General features: G+C 64.3%; 13 protein-coding genes. 7 read left to right on the top strand and 6 right to left on the bottom strand.

Features of this window, described 5'->3' with window-relative positions; all coding sequences use genetic code 11:
- The first annotated feature begins 1 nt into the window (after position 1).
- The 4 genes from NL532_RS01130 (at position 2) to NL532_RS01115 (ending at position 7,829) form a co-directional block, all read left to right on the top strand.
- Positions 2–3,874 (top strand): DUF7929 domain-containing protein, encoded by a 3,873-nt coding sequence (locus NL532_RS01130; protein WP_023828610.1) that lies wholly within the window; start codon positions 2–4, stop codon positions 3,872–3,874.
- A 303-nt stretch (positions 3,875–4,177) separates the two neighbouring features.
- On the top strand, positions 4,178–4,855 hold the full coding sequence (rpe, locus tag NL532_RS01125) for a ribulose-phosphate 3-epimerase (protein WP_023746599.1): 678 nt from the start codon (positions 4,178–4,180) through the stop codon (positions 4,853–4,855).
- 494 nt (positions 4,856–5,349) lie between these two features.
- Positions 5,350–6,087: a GntR family transcriptional regulator gene (locus NL532_RS01120; protein ID WP_023694237.1), complete on the top strand. Its 738-nt coding sequence runs from the start codon at positions 5,350–5,352 to the stop codon at positions 6,085–6,087.
- A 230-nt stretch (positions 6,088–6,317) separates the two neighbouring features.
- Entirely contained in the window at positions 6,318–7,829 is a 1,512-nt protein-coding gene (locus NL532_RS01115; protein ID WP_031202829.1) for a malonate--CoA ligase, read from the top strand.
- Between the two features lie 74 nt (positions 7,830–7,903).
- On the opposite strand, the gene NL532_RS01110 is transcribed toward NL532_RS01115, so the two are convergent.
- From NL532_RS01110 to NL532_RS01085, 6 genes are all read right to left on the bottom strand, one after another.
- Positions 7,904–9,958: an ABC transporter ATP-binding protein/permease gene (locus tag NL532_RS01110; RefSeq protein ID WP_027049251.1), complete on the bottom strand. Its 2,055-nt coding sequence runs from the start codon at positions 9,956–9,958 to the stop codon at positions 7,904–7,906.
- A gap of 72 nt (positions 9,959–10,030) precedes the next feature.
- Positions 10,031–11,143, bottom strand: a complete 1,113-nt coding sequence (locus NL532_RS01105; protein ID WP_023828607.1) for an NAD(P)/FAD-dependent oxidoreductase — start codon at positions 11,141–11,143, stop codon at positions 10,031–10,033.
- A 9-nt stretch (positions 11,144–11,152) separates the two neighbouring features.
- The gene (gene nagA, locus NL532_RS01100; RefSeq protein ID WP_023732577.1) at positions 11,153–12,328 is read right to left on the bottom strand and encodes an N-acetylglucosamine-6-phosphate deacetylase; all 1,176 of its coding nucleotides are present in this window, start codon (positions 12,326–12,328) and stop codon (positions 11,153–11,155) included.
- The gene (locus NL532_RS01095; RefSeq protein ID WP_023694234.1) at positions 12,325–13,356 is read right to left on the bottom strand and encodes an SIS domain-containing protein; all 1,032 of its coding nucleotides are present in this window, start codon (positions 13,354–13,356) and stop codon (positions 12,325–12,327) included. Before NL532_RS01095 ends, nagA begins: the two co-directional genes overlap by 4 nt.
- A complete protein-coding gene (locus NL532_RS01090; protein WP_023732576.1) occupies positions 13,353–14,135 on the bottom strand; it encodes a GntR family transcriptional regulator in 783 nt (260 codons plus the stop codon). Before NL532_RS01090 ends, NL532_RS01095 begins: the two co-directional genes overlap by 4 nt.
- Positions 14,132–15,010 (bottom strand): glucosamine kinase nucleotide-binding domain-containing protein, encoded by an 879-nt coding sequence (locus NL532_RS01085; RefSeq protein WP_023668846.1) that lies wholly within the window; start codon positions 15,008–15,010, stop codon positions 14,132–14,134. Before NL532_RS01085 ends, NL532_RS01090 begins: the two co-directional genes overlap by 4 nt.
- Before the next feature lie 199 nt (positions 15,011–15,209).
- On the opposite strand from NL532_RS01085, the gene NL532_RS01080 reads away from it, so the two are divergent.
- The 3 genes from NL532_RS01080 to NL532_RS01070 all read left to right on the top strand — a co-directional run bounded on the left by NL532_RS01080 (position 15,210) and on the right by NL532_RS01070 (position 18,597).
- On the top strand, positions 15,210–16,166 hold the full coding sequence (locus NL532_RS01080) for an N-acetylmuramic acid 6-phosphate etherase (protein ID WP_023828606.1): 957 nt from the start codon (positions 15,210–15,212) through the stop codon (positions 16,164–16,166).
- Between the two features lies 1 nt (position 16,167).
- Positions 16,168–17,427 carry an ABC transporter substrate-binding protein gene (locus tag NL532_RS01075; protein WP_023668844.1) on the top strand — a complete coding sequence of 420 codons (1,260 nt, stop codon included), beginning with the start codon at positions 16,168–16,170 and terminating at the stop codon, positions 17,425–17,427.
- A gap of 240 nt (positions 17,428–17,667) precedes the next feature.
- Positions 17,668–18,597, top strand: coding sequence for a carbohydrate ABC transporter permease (locus tag NL532_RS01070; RefSeq protein ID WP_023828605.1), 930 nt, complete (start codon positions 17,668–17,670; stop codon positions 18,595–18,597).
- Positions 18,598–18,755 lie beyond the last annotated feature (158 nt).

Genomic DNA, 18,755 nt, shown 5'->3' with positions numbered 1-18,755 from the left:
GATGAAAAATCTCGCACTTTCCCCGACCGCGAACAGCAGTCAATCCACCGGCAAGCAGCCAACCGTCATGGAGACCATCATGAAACCCCTGTCATATGCCAGGCGCGGCGCGCGCTGGCTGATGGCGGCCGGTATCGCGGTCGCCATGTTCACCCCTGTGGCAAGCCACGCCGAAGATGCAGTCCCGATCACTCCGGAACTGCGGCTCGACCTCGACAATTCAAAAATCGTCAATCCGAGGCCGGAACGGATCGTGCCGTTCTTCACCAAAACAGGCACACAGAGGAGCTGCGACTACGTCGTCTACTCCCTGAGCTTTGGCCTGCGCGGCGACTCGCAAGGCTTTGCCGACCCAAGCTTTTCGGCCAGGCTGAAGAAACTCCAACTCGACTTCAAGGATCAGCTTCCGCACGGTCTTGCGATCGTCAACGTCAACGTGTCCGGCGACGGCACGGATGCGTCTGGCGGACCGCTGCCGGGTGCGACAATCAGCACCTCGGCTAATCCGAACGATACGGCAAGGGTTTCCGATTTCCGGATTTCCACCACCGACCTCGACGGCGCTGGGGCTGGCAATGAACGCGTCATCAATTTCAAGATCACCGCCAAGATCGACCATGCGGCGTTTCCTTCGCCGACCATCGTCGACAACCAGGGCATGATCAAGGTGACGCCGGGCGTCGGCACGGGGGCCATCATCCCGTCGCAGGATCCGGGCAAGCCCGACGACGGCGACTACAAGACCGGGGCCAAGACCTCGATCAAGATCGACCTCACCAACTGTGACAAGCGGCCTCCGCCTCCCGACCGGGAATGTTTCAAGGTGGAGCGCGGCACGGTCGATTGCGTGCAAGGCGGCGGCGCGTTCATCTACCACATGCCTGTCGGCCCGGAGATGGGCGGCAAATGGGTGCAGGTATCGACGACGACCCCAGGCATCACCATCATCCCCGACACGCAATTGGTGCCGGCGGGCGGCGGTGTGCTGAACTGGAAGATCGTCGGTGCATCGCCCGGCGACGTCATCCACCTCATCGTCACCGGCATCGAGACCTATGCCGGCCCGAAGGAGGGTTGGGGACTATGCTGCACGCAGACCATCGACATCGTCATCCCGCGTGACTTGAGATGTCCCCCCAAGGACAAGGAACCGGACCTCAAGGTCGAGAAACGCGCCGACGTGACGCGTTGCACGATGGGCGGCGGCTGCGACTTCACCATCAAGGTCACCAATGTCGGCGACGGGCCGTATCACGGCAAGATCGTGCTCGACGAGGTGACGCTGCCGGCCGGCTCGACTCTGGATTCAGGGCCCAACCCGCCCTGGGTATGCATGCCCGGCGTGACCCCGATGACGTGCACCTATCCGGTGACCACGCTCAATCCGGGGGCCTCCATCAACCTCAAGCTCGGCTTCAAGCCGGCGGGTGGTTGGCAAGGCAGCGCGTTGCGCAACTGCGCCACCTATAATTACGGCGCCAGCGGCAAGCCGCTGTTCGGCAGCCAGCAGAACGATCGCGGCTGTGCCTCGATCCCGATCTGCCGGCGTGGCGACCGCGACCGCGATTGCCGGCCCCCAGTCGACAAGAAGGTCGACTTGATCCTGAAGAAGCGTGCCCGCATCCCGGTCTGCACGCCCGACGGCATCTGCTACTTCGTGATCGACATCATCAACAATGGCAGCGTCCCCTATAATGGGCCGTTGACGGTTGTCGACAATTACCCGGGCGGCGCGCCGGCCTCTTCGACCTTCGGCCCGTCTCCGCCCTGGACATGCGGACCGAACGGTCCCGGCCAGTTCCGCTGCGACAATGCCGGCATCGTGCTGATGCCGGGCGCATCGACGCCGATCGTCGTCAGGGCGGTCATGCCGGCCGGCTACCAGTCGGATTCGGTCGAGAACTGCGCGGCGCTGAAGCCCGTCTCCGGTGAGGTCGACCTCACCAACAACAAGGCCTGCGCCAAGGAACGCTTCCGTCATCCCAATGGCGGCAAGCCGACCCTACGCATCACCAAGGTCTGCAATGGCTCGCTCGCCGGTGCGGCGGTGGTTTCCTGCCGCATCACCGTCATCAGCCTTGGCACCTCTGCCCCCACCGGTCCGGTGCGGGTCAACGATGCTGCCACGCTGATATCGGGTGGCGCGCCGGTCCAGATCCAGACCGTCACACCCGACGGTGCGGAATGGGCCTGCGGAGCGGTTCCGGCCAATGCGCTGTCATGCCAGATACCCGGCGCCGCGATGACGCCCGGAACCTCCAGGCACTTCGACGTGACGGTCTTGGCCAATGGCGCGTTCGAGAACTGCGCACGCGGCTCATACGGCCCGGCCCCTGGAGACGACGTCGTCTACCCGATCGGCCAGGCCTGCGCCAAGGGCGGCGGCACGTCCACCATTAGCGTCAAGAAGACCGGCGATGCCGAGTGCCAGCCGGGGCAACCCTGCTCGTTCGAGATCACCATCACCAATGATGGCCAGACCGCCTTCTCCGGTCCGGTCCGCATCGGCGATGCGATCGGGGTGGACGGCCTGGGGCGGCTGCAAGGCGTCGCGATCACCTCGATCGAACCGCCCTTTGGCTGCTCGCCCGAACCGACGACCTTGCCGTTGACCTGCATTGCCAACCTGACGCTCGGCGCCGGGGAAAGCCATGTGCACAAGGTCACCGTGGTCCTTCCCGACGCTCCCCTGGTCAATCTGCGGGGCAACGTCAGCGGCCAGAACTGCGTCGGCGTCTTGTCTCCCGACACCAGGGTGCAAGGCGGCGGCGACGTACTGCCCGGCGACCTGACCAACGTCCAGGGCGATCGCGGCAAGGCCTATGCCTGCCATCCGTTCACCATCAAGCGCGAGGTGAAGAAGGAATGCTCGCCAGGCTTCGTCATGAACGATGCCGGCCGGTGCGTGTGTCCGGAAGGCACGACGTTCCGCAACGGCCAGTGCTCGCCCGACGGCGGCGTCATCATCCAGCCGAAGGATCCGAGGCCCTGCGTGCTGCTCAAGGGCCAGATCCGCACCGAGGATGGACGCTGTGTCTGCCCGCGCGGAACCGAGCTTGAGAACGGCGCTTGCGTCAAGACCGACAACCCTGGCTGCACCATCCCCGGTTCGGTCCCGACGTCGGACGGCAATGGCTGCTACTGCCCGGAAGGTACGCATCTCGACCGACAGGCAAATGCCTGCGTGCGCGACAAGCAGAAGCCTCAGGAGTGCGGCATACGCGGCCAGGTTCATGACGCCGATGGCGATTGTGTCTGCCCGCGTGGGACAGAGGTGCGCAATGGAGCCTGCCGGCCGATCCGGCCAAAGCCTGAACAATGCTCGATCCGTGGTCAGATCCAAAACGCCAATGGCGATTGCGTCTGCCCGGACGGCACAGAAGTCAGGGGCAAGGTCTGCCGGCCGATCCGGCCGAAGCCCGAGCAGTGCTCGATCCGCGGCCAGGTCCACGACGCCAACGGCAATTGTGTCTGCCCGCGGGGTACCGAGGTGCAAGGCAATGCCTGCCGGCAGAAGAAGCCTGTGCTGGAACAGTGCGACATACGCGGCCAGGTGCACAACAAGCGCGGCGAGTGTGTTTGCCCGCGCGGCACCCAGGTGATCGACGGCGCATGCCGCAAGCCGAGGCCGCAGGTGGGAGACTGCGCCCCGGGCTCGCAGATGGTCGGCGGCCAGTGCGTGCCGATCATCAGGCGGCGCTGCCCCGAAGGCACCGTTGGTCGGTTCCCGAACTGCAGAGCCATCCGGCAGCAGCCGTCGCTCGATCCGACCCTGTTGCTCAATCCAGGTGTCCTTCAGCAGTTCATACCGAAGCGCACGCCGCAGACGCAGGTACAGCCGCAAAGGGATCCGGCGGCCAACTTCAAGCCATAGGATCTGGATACGAGTCAAAATTCAGAGCCCCGTCGGAGCGATCCGGCGGGGTTTTCCTTGGGCGCGCTGCGGCGATCGGGCGGCCAGGTATTCGCCGAACCCGCTGCCGGGCGCAGCAAATACCGACTTTCCCTTTTCGGGATCATGGTCTAGAGCAGTTCATCGTTTCGTGGAAACGCCGAACCGCTCTATCTCTTTGTTTTCACGCAATTCCGGACGGAAAGCCGTTCCCACTTTTCCTGGAATTGCTCTAGCAGTCGTCAAGGCCGCGCCCGCAAACAGGGCGCCCAAAGGGGCCGCATCATGAGCAGGAAGACCCTGATCGCGCCATCGGTGCTGGCGTCGGATTTCTCGAAGCTCGGCGACGAGGTCGAGGCGGTGGCGGCGGCCGGCGCCGACTGGATTCATCTCGACGTGATGGACGGGCATTTCGTGCCCAACATCACCTTCGGCCCGCCGGTGATCAAGGCCATCCGCAACCGCACCAAGGCCTTTTTCGACTGCCATTTGATGATTGCGCCGGCCGATCCTTATCTGGCCGCCTTTGCCGATGCCGGCTGCGACGGCATGACCGTGCATGCCGAGGCCGGACCGCATCTCGACCGCTCGCTTCAGACCATCAAGGATCTCGGCAAGAAGGCTGGCGTATCGCTCAATCCGGCGACGCCGGAAAGTGCGATCGAATATGTGCTCGACCGGCTTGACCTGATCCTGATCATGACCGTCAATCCGGGCTTTGGCGGCCAGGCCTTCATCCCGGCCATGGTCGACAAGGTCAAGCGGGTGAAAGCGCTGATCGGCAACCGGCCGATTCGCATTGAGATCGACGGCGGCGTGTCGCCGGAAACCGCCCCCCTGGTCACATCAGCCGGCGCCGATGTGCTGGTGGCAGGCGCCGCCATCTTCAAGGGCGGCAGCGTCGAAGCCTACCGGGCCAATATAGAAGCCATCCGAACCGCGGCCGACCGGGCTGCCGGCTGACATCAGTTCCAGGGCAAGTTCCCGGCTGGTCGGTTCTCCTCGGCCTGATCTCCCTGCCTGATCCTTCGATCTCCCAAAAAGCCGTCAACGGGTGGCAGCCGCAAGGGCATCGCGGCAAGCGACAGGATCGCGGCATCCGGCACTAGTTTTGGCCCATAAATCTAGTGGATAACTGCCGAAGGGATCTGCATGCGGGGAGAGGTCAATCCGGCGGCATGACGCGCGTTAAGAAAAAATTATCCGTATTCGGGATCTCGAAGCTGTTTCTCGAGGGCACCTGCCATGCTGGCAGACAAACTTTCTTCAGAAGAACAAGTTTTTCACGATTTTAGTTACTTCCGGCGGATAAGATGCGGTCAACCTTCCTCTTTAAGTCGAATATCGTGATCTTTCGCTTGAGGGGCGGATGCCTTAGGAGTTACAGTAAATTTACAGGGGAAATCGTTTGCTTCGCGAACGGGCTAGCGGAGCATGGGAGAGCTACAGGAGTCATATTGACCTACGGATCTGCCGATGTGAGCGAAGGCGCGGGACCCAAGAGCACACTCGCTAGTACGGTCTATCAACAGCTTCGCGACGATCTCCTGCGCGGCGTGTTTGAAAGTGAAAGCAAGCTTCGTGTCGAATGGGTGGTTTCCCGTTACGGCGCCGGCGCCTCACCGGTTCGCGAGGCCCTCAACCGACTTGCTTCGGAAGGCCTGCTCGGCCGCCACGACCAGCGCGGTTTCTTCATCATGCCGGTCAGTGCCCCGGAACTCGAGGAATTGACGCGCACCCGCTGCTGGCTGGAAGAGCGGGCGCTGCGTGAATCCATTGCCAACCGCACCGGCGAATGGGAAGAGCAGCTCGTGCTGGCCTTGCATCGCCTGGCGCGTGCCCCGCGCCGCTTGCCGGAGGATCCGTCCTCGAACAATCCGGAATGGGAAAAGCTGCACCGCGCCTTCCATCGGGCACTGATCGCAGGCTGCCGCTCGCATTGGCTGACCGGCTTTTGCGACCAGCTTTCGGATCAGGCCTCCCGTTACCGGCTGATCTCCCAGGACGGCAGCGAGCGCGACGAAATCAGTGAACATCGGCTGATTGCGGAGCGCACGGTGGATGGCGATGCCGACGGCGCCGTTGAAGCCCTCCTCAACCACTACCGTCTGACGGCAGCCATGTGCATGGAGCGCTTCAACGACAGCGGCGATCCACGCGTGAGCGCCACCAAGGCGCTGCGCAGCCGCAGATAGAAGCGCTTCCGGTCCGCTATCCAAAATCCGCCCGCTATCCAAAATCGCCCGTTATCCAAGTCCGCTTGCCTTCATCTGATCGGCGGCAAACCCGATTTCACGTTTTTGCCGGACGGAGGCGAAATCGTTTCCTTTGTTCCAAGGCCATCCGGCTCTAAATCAAAGGGTAGAGCATTATGTCCTCCGAAAACCGCTTCACACTTTTCGGCATCATGCTCTAGGGAAGGCGCATGACCAATCACCTGTTCGACGCGTTCCGCAGCCGGATTTCAGCCTCCGAGCGCATCCTGATGGCGACCGATGACGGACGCGCAATCGCCTATGGTGACATGCTGGCGCAATCGGCACAGCTGGCACATGCGCTGAGGCATTTCGGCGTCGAGCCGGGCGACCGCGTTGCCGTGCAGGTCGAAAAAAGCCCCGAATGCATTTTCCTTTACCTCGCCTGCCTGCGCGCCGGCGCGGTCTTCCTGCCGCTCAACACCGCCTACACGCTGGCCGAACTCGGCTATTTCTTCGGGGATGCCGAGCCGCGGCTGGTCGTCTGCGACCCGGCCCGCGCCGGCGCTATCGCGCCCCTGGCGCAGGCGTCGGGTGCTGCCACCGTCACGCTTGGCAGCAATGGTGAGGGCTCGCTGACCGCACTGGCGGCACAACAGCCCACGGATTTCGACGCCGTGGCGCGCGGGCCGGACGATCTGGCCGCAATCCTTTACACATCCGGCACCACCGGACGCTCCAAGGGCGCCATGCTCAGCCATGAAAACCTGGCCTCCAATGCGCGCGTGCTGGTCGAGCAATGGCGTTTCACCGGGGATGACGTGCTGATCCACGCGTTGCCGATCTTCCATACGCACGGCTTGTTCGTCGCCACCAACGTCACCCTGATGGCCGGCGCCTCGATGCTGTTCGAGCGGAAATTCGACGCCGGCCGCATCGTCTCGCTCTTGCCCCGCGCGACAGTGCTGATGGGGGTGCCGACCTTCTATACCAGGCTCCTGCAGCAGGACGGGCTGGATGCCCAGGCGGCGAAGAACATCCGCCTGTTCGTTTCCGGCTCGGCGCCGCTGCTCGCCGAAACGCACAAGGCCTGGCGCGAGCGCACCGGCCACGCCATTCTCGAGCGCTACGGCATGACCGAGACCAACATGAACACGTCGAACCCCTATGAGGGCGAGCGTCGGGCCGGCACGGTCGGCTTCCCGCTGCCCGGCGTTTCGCTGCGCATCGCCGACCCTGACAGCGGCGATGCGCTTGGCCAGGGTGAAGTCGGCATGATCGAGGTCAAAGGTCCGAATGTCTTTTCCGGCTATTGGCGCATGCCGGAAAAAACCAAGGCGGAGTTTCGCAAGGACGGCTTCTTCATCACCGGCGACCTCGGCATCATCGACGCGGACGGCTACGTCCACATCGTCGGCCGCGGCAAGGATCTCATTATCTCCGGCGGCTACAACATCTATCCCAAGGAGATCGAGAGCGAGATCGACGCGGTTGCCGGCGTCTTGGAAAGTGCCGTCATCGGAATTGCCCATCCCGATTTCGGCGAAGGCGTCACCGCTGTCGTGGTGCGGGCGCCGGCATCGCAGATCACCGGGGCCGAGATCGTTGGCGCCATTGCCGACCAGCTGGCCAAATACAAGCATCCGAAGCAGGTGATCTTCGTCGACGAGCTGCCGCGCAACACGATGGGCAAGGTGCAGAAGAACCTGCTGCGCGAGACCTACAAGGGTCTCTACGGCTAATCCATAGCCGGCTAATGTCTTTGCCCAAGCGCTTCGCCTGGACATCTCTGTTCGCGGTTCGGCAGTGGCGCCTTTTACCTGCGCGGCTTTTTCACCCGAGTGCTGGAACCCCACAAAGCGCGGTTCAGCAGGCTGCGTTTGCGCTTGCGCGGGATGAGGTCGACGTCGCTGACGAGCTTGGCGCCGCCCTCCCGCCGCTCCAGGGTGATCTTGCGGCTGTGGAAGGCTTCGAGCTCCGCACGATGCGCCACGCTGATGATGGTGACGTCAGGCAGTTCGCGGATCACCGTCAACATCATCGTGTCCTGGCTCTTCTCGTCGAGCGCCGAAGTCGCTTCATCCAGCACCACGATATCGGGGCGATGCAGCAGCAGGCGCGCGAAGGCGAGGCGTTGCTTTTCGCCGCCCGACAGCGTCTGGTCCCATGGCGCCTCTTCCTTGATCCTGCCGGTGAGATAGCCAAGCCCCACCTTGTCGAGGGCAGCCTTGATTTGCTTGATGGTCCACTTGTCCGCCGCCGCGGGATAGGCGACCGCGCGGCGAAGCGTTCCGGAAGGGATGTAGGGGCGTTGCGGCAGCATGAACAGGCGCCTGTCGGTGTGGAAATTGACGCTGCCGCCGCCCCATGGCCACAGGCCCGCGACGGCCCGCACCAGCGTCGACTTGCCTGAACCGGATTCGCCTGAAACCAGCACCCGCTCGCCCGGCTCGATCACGACCTCGGTTTCCTTGACCACGGAGGTGCCGTCGTCGAGTGTCACGGAAAGATTGTCGAGGCTGAGGATGGCGCCGTCTTCCGCTTCGCCCCGGTTGATGCGTCCGAGCGCATCGCTCTGCTCGGCGCGCTCGAGCCCGTCGAGCGACATCATCAGCGAGGCAATGCGCCGCGCGGAGGCGTTCCAGTCGGCGAGGCGCGGATAGTTGTCGACCAGCCAGCCGAACGCGCCTTGCACGATGCCAAAGGCAGACGCCGCCTGCATCACCTCGCCAAGCGTCATCGAGCCTTCGAGGAATTTTGGCGCGCACAAAAGGATCGGCACGACCGGCGCAAACAGGCTCGATCCCTGCGACACCGCCGCCGTGCGCATGTGCTGTCCGGTCAGCAGAGCCCATTGCCTCAGCACGTGGCCGAAATTTCTGTCGATGCCGCTGCGCTCCTCGTCCTCGCCTCCCAGCAAGGCGATGCTCTCGCCGTTTTCGCGCACGCGCGTCAGCGTGTAACGCAGTTCGGCCTCCGCCTGGTTCTTCCGCTCGGAGAGCTGGACGAAATCGCGGCCGATGACCACCATCGAGGTCGAGGTGATGGCGGCATAGATGATCGCGGTGATGACCAGAAAGCCGGGAATGGTGATGCTCTCGCCGCCGATCGGCAGGGTGAGCGCGCCGCCGATGGTCCACAGCACGACGATAAAGGTCGAGGCCGACAGGAACGCGTTGAGGACGCCGGCGGTGAAATCGACCGGCGACTCGGTGGCGATGCGCAGGTCCTCGGTCATGCGGGCCTCGGGGTTCTGGTGGTCGCCGCCCACGAGGTTCAGCTGGTAGTAGCGGCCGTTTGCCAGCCAGCGCGCGACCACCCCGGTGGTCAGCCAGGAACGCCAGCGGCGCTGGATCGTCATGCGCAGGTAGACCTGCGCGACGACAAGGCTGCCGCTGCAGATCACCAGCGGCACGAATACGGCGCTGAGGAGATAGACCGTGCGGGCGTTGCGCTGCTCGAGGGCATCGAACATCGAGCGGTTCCAGACATTGATGCCATACTGGAAACCGATGTTGATGCAGATCAGCAGCAGCACTCCGATCGTCAAAGGCCAGGCGAGCTTGTCGCCATGCCTCCCCCAATAGCCGCGCCCGCTGATCCAGAAACGCCGCAGCAGATATTTCTTGCGCGCCTGCTCGGCCTGCTCAGGCGTCAGCTTGGGATCGGGTTCGACGGCATCCGGCGGCGGCGCAGCCTCGCCAACGGGCTCGGAGGCGGCTTCCACTGTCGATGCTTTTTTCTCGCGCGGCGTGTCCTCGCGCGGTCCATCTCCGCGCGTTTGCCGTGACGGCTTTTCCCGGCGCGACTTCGTGGCATCGCGCGCTCCGACACCGTCGGTCGGTTCCGATTTGGGTTTTGCCTCGGACATATGCCCCGACAACGACCTCCATATCAAAAGGTTTCATGGTATGCGCCTGCCCGACGTTTCAGGAAACGTCCGTCATTGCGGATATAAAAGCCCAACGACATGCTCTGCCATGGCGAGGCTGGCGGTAAGGCCAGGGCTCTCGATGCCGAACAGATTGACGATCTGACCGCCCCCGTGGTCAGCCGGTCCCTGGATGACGAAGTCGGCGGCCGGCTGGCCCGGACCGGACAGTTTCGGCCTGACGCCGGCATAGGCCGGTTGCAGGGCGCCGTCCGCCAGGCCGGACCAGTAGCGCCTGATTTCGTCGTAGAAGGCAGCGCCTCGTGCGGGATCGACGGTATAGTCGACGCGATCGATCCATTCGACATCCGGGCCAAAGCGCGCGCTCCCCGACATGTCGAGGGTCAGATGCACGCCGAGGCCGCCATGGACCGGCACCGGATAGATCAGCCGCGAAAAGGGCGAGCGGCCGGAAAGCGCGAAATAATTGCCGCGCGCCAGCCACAGCGGCGGAACACGGTCTTGCGGGAGGCCTTCGATGCGGCCGGCGAGCGCCTGCGCGTCGAGGCCGGCGGCGTTGATGAAGGCGCCGGTCTTCAAGGTGAAACCCTCGCCATCGGCGTCGCGCGTGTCGATCCGGATGCCGTCGGCTTCGATGCTCGCGCCTGAGACAACGGTGAGCAAGGCGAAAGATGCGCCGGCCGCTTCCGCGTCTCCACGCAATGACAGCATCAGCGCCTGGCTGTCGACGATGCCGGTTGACGGCGACAGCAGCGCGCCGGCGCAGCTCAGCGCCGGTTCCAGGCTTTCGGCCTCTGCGCGCGTCAAAAGCTTGAGGTCACCGACTCCGCATTGCGCCGCGTTGATCTGGATCGCCTGCAGTTTGTCCAACTGGTCGGGTTCGACGGCAACGATCAGTTTGCCGGTGCGATGATGGGCGACGTCGTGCTCGCGGCAATAGGCATAGAGACGCTCGCGGCCGTTGACGCAGAGACGGGCCTTCAGGCTGCCCGGCGTATAATGAAGCCCGGCATGGATGACTTCCGAATTGCGCGAACTGGTGCCCGTGCCGATGGCTGCGGCCTTCTCGACCACCAGCACCTCGCGGCCCGACAGCGCCAGCGCGCGGGCAATGGCGAGGCCGACAACACCGGCTCCGGCGACAACGCAGTCGACATCATGCATGGGTGGACTTTAGCGCGGACTGTCCGCGCCTGCAAAAACCTTGTCGCCGCCGATCCAGACGCCGTTGACGTCGAGGGCGTCCGACAGAGCGACGATATCGGCAGCCGTGCCATTGGCGAAGCGGCCGAGCCGGTGGGCCTGGCCGACCGCCTGCGCCGGATAGAGCGAGGCCATGCGCAACGCTTCCGACAGGTCCAGCCCGACGATCCTGTGCATGTAGCGGACGGCCGAGATCATATCGAGATCGGCGCCGGCCAGCGTGCCGTCGGCCAGCCGCAGACTGCCATCCTTGCGATAGATGATGCGGCCGTTAAGGGTGAACGACGTCATGTCGGTGCCGATCGTCGCCATGGCGTCGGTGACCAGCACGATCCTGCCCGGCCCCTGCTTGGCGCGCAGCGCGATTGCCATGGTGGCGGGATCGACATGGATGCCGTCGGCAATGATCCCGGCCGACAGACTGCCTATGTCGATGGCCGCACCCGCCAGCCCCGGCTCACGGTTGCCGATCTGGCTCATGGCGTTGAACAGATGTGTGACCACGCTGGCGCCCGCGTCGGCAAAGGCTCTGGCCGTGGCATAGCCGGTATCGGAATGGCCGAGGCTGACGACGATGCCGGCCTTGGCCAAAGCCGCAACACGGGCGGGCTCGACGGATTCGGGCGCGATCGTCGTCAGCAGCACCGGCAGGTTTTTGCGTGCCGCGACCAGCGCCGCTTCATCCGCATCCGTCATCGGCCGGATCAGAGCCGGGTCATGCGCCCCCTTGCGGGCGACCGAGAGATGCGGTCCCTCGAGATGCAGGCCGAGAAACCCCGGCAGTTTTTGCCGTGCCGCCTCGGTGCCGGCGGCAATGGCCGCGCCGGTGATGTCAGGCGTATCTGTGATTAGCGTCGGCAGCAGTGCGGTCGTGCCGAACGGCGCATGCGCCCGGCAGATTGTTGCCAGCGAGGCGACATCGGGATGGTCGTTGAGCATGACGCCGCCGCCGCCATTGACCTGCAGGTCGACAAAACCCGGCACCAGCATGCCGCCCCCGGCGTCGATGCGGGCAACGCCCGACGGAATGGCGCCGACGGGATGAATGCCTTCGACCACATCGCCGTGCACGACAAGGGCGGCGTTATCATGCCAGTCGTCGCCATCGAAAATTCGGGCGCCAGTCAGGGCAAAACGGTCGCTCATACGGTTTCCGTCACCTTGCGCAGATTGCGCGGTACGTCCGGATCGAGGCCGCGATGGCGGGCGAAGGCTTCGACGAAGCCGTAGAAGGAGACGATCAGCGTCAGCGGGTCGGTCAAGGGATGACCGGTGGCGACATGCGGCAGCCGCGCCGCGCTCTTGGCTTTGTCCGAGGTTACAAAAACTGCTGCACCCTTGCCGGCAAGGTTGTCGGCAGCCTCTGCCACGGACGGCTCGGAGGCATCGCGGGCGGCGAGCGCCAGCACCGGGAAGCCTGGCCCGACCAGCGCCAGCGGGCCGTGCATGACTTCGGCTGCACTGTAGGCCTCGGCATGCATGCCGCAGGTCTCCTTGAATTTCAGCGCCGCCTCGTCGGCCATCGCTGCCGACGGGCCACGGCCGAGGATGAACAGCGATTGCGGCGTCTCCAATGCGCCGGCCAGCGCCATCCAGTCGCAGGCGATCGCCTTGCTGAAATGCTCGGGCAGGCGGGCAAGGGCGGCCAGCAGTCTGTCGTCGCCGGTGCAATGCGCCATCAGCGCCAGGCCGGCGACCGCCGAATTGACGAATGTCTTGGTCGCCGCGACGCTGCGCTCGGGGCCGGCCAGAATGTCGATGGCAAAATCCGAAGCCCGCGCCAGCGGCGAATCGGCGGTGTTGGTGATGGCGACGGTGAGCGCACCGCCGGCCCGTGCCGTCTCGGCCATGGTGACGATGTCAGGGCTCTTGCCGGATTGCGAGATGGCGAGGCAAGCGGAACCGGCGAGCTTGAGCTTGGCGCCGTAGATCGAGGCGATCGACGGACCGACCGATGCCACGGCCAGGCCGGCGGTCAGTTCGACGGCATATTTCATGAAGGTGGCGGCATGGTCGGACGAACCGCGCGCGACGGTAACGACGAAGCTCGGATCGCGCTCGCGAATGCCGCGTCCGGCCTCGGTCAGCACCGCCGCCGAGCCATCGAGCAGGCGCGCGACGGCTTGCGGAATTTCGTCGATCTCGCGCCGCATATGGGTGGTCTTGGGGATCATGGTCGGCCCTCTTCGCTCGGCCCTGTCAGGCGCAGTTCGGCGACGAAATCATAGGCGTCGCCGCGGTAGATGGAGCGGGTGAACTCGATCACCTTGCCGCTCGCGAGATAGGAAATGCGTTCGATGTGCAGGCCGGCAATGCCGGATGGCACTTCGAGCAGACGCGCATCGGCGTCGCCGAGATTGGCGGCGGAAATGCGCTGCACCGCCCGCACCGGCCGGTTGCCGGTCAGTTGCAGCGCCGCATAGAGTGACGAGCCTATCCCGGCCGGATCCGGCAGCACGCTGGCCGACAACGAGGCGCGCTCGATGGCCAGCGGCGTGTCGTTTGCGATGCGCAGGCGCGCCACGCGCGCCACCAGCTCGTTCGACGACAGGCCGAGCACCATCATCTCGTCGGGCGAGGGCGCGTAGAGGCCGCGATCGAGCCAGGCTGAACGCACCGCCATGCCGCGCCTTGCCATGTCTTCGGTGAATGAAGTGAGCCTGGACAGCGACTGCTCGACGCGCTCCATGCGCGGCGCGACGAAGGTGCCGGAGCCGTGGCGCTGCACGAGGATGCCGCCCTTGACCAGATCCTGCACCGCCTTGCGGACGGTGACGCGCGAAATGTCGGCCTTGGTGGCGATGTCGCGCTCGGAAGGCAGCGCATCGCCCGGCCCGATCAGGCCGCGATTGACGGCGTCCTCGATGCTTTTCCTGAGCTGCAGGTAGAGCGGGGCGCCGCTCTGCGACGACTGCCTCAGCGTGGCGAAGATCTGGTCGGCGGCATCGCTCATCGCGTCGCCTCCGCTTTGACGAAGATGCGGGCCGCCATCTGCACGGCGCCGCCCAGGGCATCGTCGAGCGGCGCTTTCAGCAGCGCCTGGTAGCGCTGGGAAAGGCGCGGCCCATAGAGCGGCGCCAGCCCGCCGAGCAGGCAGAGCGGGGCGTCATCAGAGAGGTCGAGCGCGTGGAGCGACGCCTCGACATCGGCAACCGACTTGTCCACGATCCAGTTGGCGACGCTGTCGCCCTTCTCGGCATGCTCGAAAACCTTGGGCGCGAAGCCGCCGAAATCGCCGGGCTTGGCATTGGTGGTGAACTCGACCACGTCTTCGGGATTGTTGCGGAAAATGGCCATCATGCTGTCGGTCAGGGCTGAGCGCGGCCGGACGCCGTCATGGGCGAGCAGCGTCTGCTCCAGCAGGTCGCGGCCGATCCGGGCGCCGCTGCCTTGATCACCGACCTGAAAGCCCCAGCCGCCGATGGCGCGCGACGTGCCGCCCTTGCGCGCCATATAGGCGGTGCCGGTGCCGAGGATGGCCATGGCGCCGTCACCAGAGCCGACTGCCCCTTCGAGCGCGATCTCGGCGTCCGTCTCGACGCGGCTGATGCTGAACGGCAGGATTGCTTCAAGCTGCTGGCGGTAGGTGCCGACATTGGCGCCGGCAAGGCCGAGAATGGCTGGTGTCTGCGGGATCAGGTCCGGATCTTGCCCGGCGGCGATGAAGGCCTGACGAGCAGCCTCGACGATGTGGGTGCGAGCGCCGGTGAGATCGGTGCGGATGTTGGCGGCGCCGCTTTTGGCACGGCCAATGACAACGCCATCGCCTGTCGCAAGGGCTGCCCTGCAGCTGGTGCCGCCGCCGTCGATACCGAGCACGAATTTCACGCGATGTCTCCTCCGGGCGGATAATACCAATAAAATACCAATAGCCAAGGGATTAATTTCCGTTTCAAAAAGATTAAGGCGTATCAGGTTGAAAAACCCGGGAATTTTGCCGGCTCAACGCTTTCCAGTTCGCAATTTCGTTAATGCGTGTGGACAAGTGGTATTTTTTTGGTATTGTTCTTCCATCGGAGGGACAGGGATGGCCGAACCGCGCACCGAAGCGCTTCACAGCAATGCCGAGGGACTGGACATCCAGGCCCCGGACGCCATCCTTTCTTCTTTGGTCAATGCGCAGATCGAGGCCGCCAAGGCTGTGCGCGACGCCATTCCCGCCATCGCCGCCGCAGCCGAAATCATCGCCGGGCGGCTGAACGGCGGCGGCAAGCTCGCCTATGCTGCGGCCGGCAGCTCCGGCCTGATGGCGCTGGCCGACGCGCTGGAGTTGCCCGGCACCTTCGGCATCAAGCGCGAACGCATCGCCATCCTCATCGCCGGTGGCGACGACGCTTTCAAGACCCTGGCCGGCGGACCGGAAGACGACACCGACGAAGCCTCGACGGCAATTGCCGGCGCCGGCATCGGCAAGGGCGACTGCCTGATCACGATTTCGGCCAGCGGCTCGACGCCCTATGCGGTGCAGGCGCTGAAGGATGCGCGCAGCCGGGGCGCGGCAACCATCGCCATTGCCAACAACAAGGACACGCCCCTGCTCAGGCTGGCCGACGTCGCCATCCTGCTCGAGACGCCACCGGAGGTGATTGCCGGCTCGACGCGCATGGGCGCCGGCACTGCCCAGAAGATCGCGCTCAACATGCTGTCGACGCTTGCCGCCATTCATCTCGGCCATGTCCATGACGGCTACATGGTCAATCTCACCGCCGACAACATCAAGCTGCGCGACCGCGCGGCTCGCATCGTCGCCGCTATCAGCGGCCGCGACCGGCAAGACGCCGTGCGGCTGCTCGAAGCGAGCGGCGGCGTCGTCAAGACAGCCATTCTGCTCGCCGCCGGCGCTGCCAACGCCGTTGCGGCCGAGAAGATACTGGAAGGGACCGGCCAGAAGCTGCGGCCAGCCCTTTCCGCGATCGAGGGGAACAAGGGCGCGAAGGCCCCTGTTCTCAAAACCGAACCTGAAAAAGGTCAACAGGGAGACTAGCATGACAACGAAATTACTGACGGCACTGCTTCTCGGCACCAGCATTCTCGGCACCGCCGGGTTGGCTCACGCCGATGACGTAACGCTCAATATCGAAAGCTGGCGCGGCGACGACCTTGCCATCTGGAAGGACAAGCTGATCCCGGCTTTTGAGGCCAAGAACCCGGGCATCAAAGTGGTGTTCGCACCGTCGGCGCCGACCGAGTATGACGCCGCACTCGGCGCCAAGCTCGCCGCCGGCTCGGCTGGCGACCTGATCACCTGCCGCCCGTTCGACAAGTCGCTCGAACTGTTCAAGAAGGGCAACCTTGCCGACCTGTCGGCGCTGCCCGGCATGGAAAACTTTTCGCCCGTTGCCAAGGCCGCCTGGCAGACCGACGACGGCAAGGCGAGCTTCTGCGTGCCGATGGCCTCGGTCATTCACGGCTTCATCTACAACAAGGACGCCTTCGACAAGCTCGGCCTCAAGGTGCCGACGACGCGTGACGAGTTCTTCGCCGCGCTCGACAAGATCAAGGCCGACGGCACCTACATCCCGATGGCCATGGGCACCAAGGACCTCTGGGAAGCCGCGACCATGGGCTATCAGAACATCGGTCCGAACTACTGGAAGGGCGAAGAGGGCCGCGCAGCGTTGATCAAGGGCGACCAGAAGCTGACCGACAAGGACTGGGTTGCTCCCTATGAGGAACTGGCCAAGTGGAAGCCTTATCTCGGCGACGGCTTCGAGGCCCAGACCTATCCGGACAGCCAGAACCTGTTCACGCTTGGCCGCGCCGCCATCTACCCGGCGGGATCGTGGGAGATCGGCCTGTTCAACACCCAGGCGCAGTTCAAGATGGGCGCCTTCCCGCCGCCGGTCGAGAAGGCCGGCGACACCTGCTACATCTCCGACCATACCGATATCGGCATGGGCCTGAATGCGGCGTCGAAGAATGCCGACGCGGCCAAGACCTTCCTGTCCTGGGTCGCCTCGCCGGACTTCGCCACCATCTACGCCAACGCACTGCCGGGCTTCTTCAGCCTAAATTCCACCCCGGTGAAGATGGAAGACCCGCTGGCGCAGGAATTCGTCTCCTGGCGCGACAAGTGCAAGTCGACGATCCGCTCGACCTACCAGATCCTGTCGCGCGGCACGCCGAACCTCGAGAACGAAACCTGGGTTGAATCGGCCAACGTCATCAACGGCACCGACACGCCGGAAGCTGCCGCCAAGAAGCTGCAGGACGGCCTCGATAGCTGGTACAAGCCGGGCAAGTAAGCTCAGAGACAGACAGGGCCCCAAGTGGACGGCCCTGCGTTTTTCGAAAGCATCATCGACTGCGAACGACGGCGCCGCCCCTCATCCGCCTGCCGGCACCTTCTCCCCGTATAGTGACGGGGAGAAGGATCAGCCGAAACGCAGGCGCCCCCTCTCCCCGTCCTTCACGGGGAGAGGGTAAGGGTGAGGGGGCAGCGCTGCCGTCGAAGGCATTGCTAAACCTCGGCGGGGACCGCACTCATGGCCGCACAAACACGACCGAAACGACCGTTCCGCTGGCATATCGGCGTCTTCCTGGCGCCGGCGCTGCTGGTCTATACGGCGATCATGATCCTGCCGCTCGCCGGCACGCTGCAGCTGTCGCTGTTCCGCAATGTCGATCAGCATCAGGTGTTCGTCGGTTTCACTAATTTCCGTACGTTGTTCGGCGACCCCAACTGGTCGGTCGGCTTCTGGAACGCGCTGCGGAACAATACCTGGTTCTTCATCATCCACATGGTGGTGCAGAACCCGATCGGTGTCATGCTAGCGGCATTGCTGTCCAGCCCGAGGCTGAGATTCGCCGCCTTCTACCGCACCGCGATCTTCGTGCCGACCATCCTGTCCTTCGTCATCGTCGGCTTCGCCTGGAAACTGATCCTGTCGCCGTTATGGGGCGTGGCGCCGCATCTGATGGACCTGGTCGGCTTGAAAAGCCTGTTCACGCCGTGGCTGGGCAAGGAGCGATATGCGCTGACCGCGCTCAGCCTGATCTCGGTGTGGCAGTTCGTCGGCATCCCGATGATGCTGATCTATGCAGCCCTTTTGTCGATCCCCGAAGAGGTGATCGAGGCGGCCGAATGTGACGGCATCACCGGCATCTCGCAGTTCTGGAAGATCAAGCTGCCGCTGATCCTGCCGTCGATCGGCATCATCTCGATCCTGACCTTCGTCGGCAATTTCAACGCCTTCGACCTGATCTACACCGCGCAAGGGGCGCTGGCCGGCCCGAACTATTCGACCGATATTCTGGGCACTTTCCTCTACCGCGCCTTCTTCGGCTTCCAGCTGCAGACCGGCGATCCCAATATGGGTGCGGCGATCGCCACGATGATGTTCCTGATCATCCTCGGCGGCGTCTGCGTCTACCTGTTTCTCGTCCAGACGCGCCTGCGTCGCTACCAGTTCTGAGGGGCGAGATGTCGAGCTTGAACACCCCCCTCTGGCCTGCCGGCCATCTCCCCCGCAAGGGGGAGATTGGCAGCTCTGGCCTTGCCGCTCGTCTTGCAACGTTGGCGATTGGCGAAAGCAGTCGCGGCATCTGATCTCCCCCCTTGCGGGGGAGATGT

The organism is Mesorhizobium sp. C120A (assembly GCF_030323105.1).
Classification (GTDB): Bacteria; Pseudomonadota; Alphaproteobacteria; order Rhizobiales; family Rhizobiaceae; genus Mesorhizobium.
Note: the sequence above shows the minus strand (reverse complement) of the source record. Positions and strands in the feature narration are given on the sequence as shown.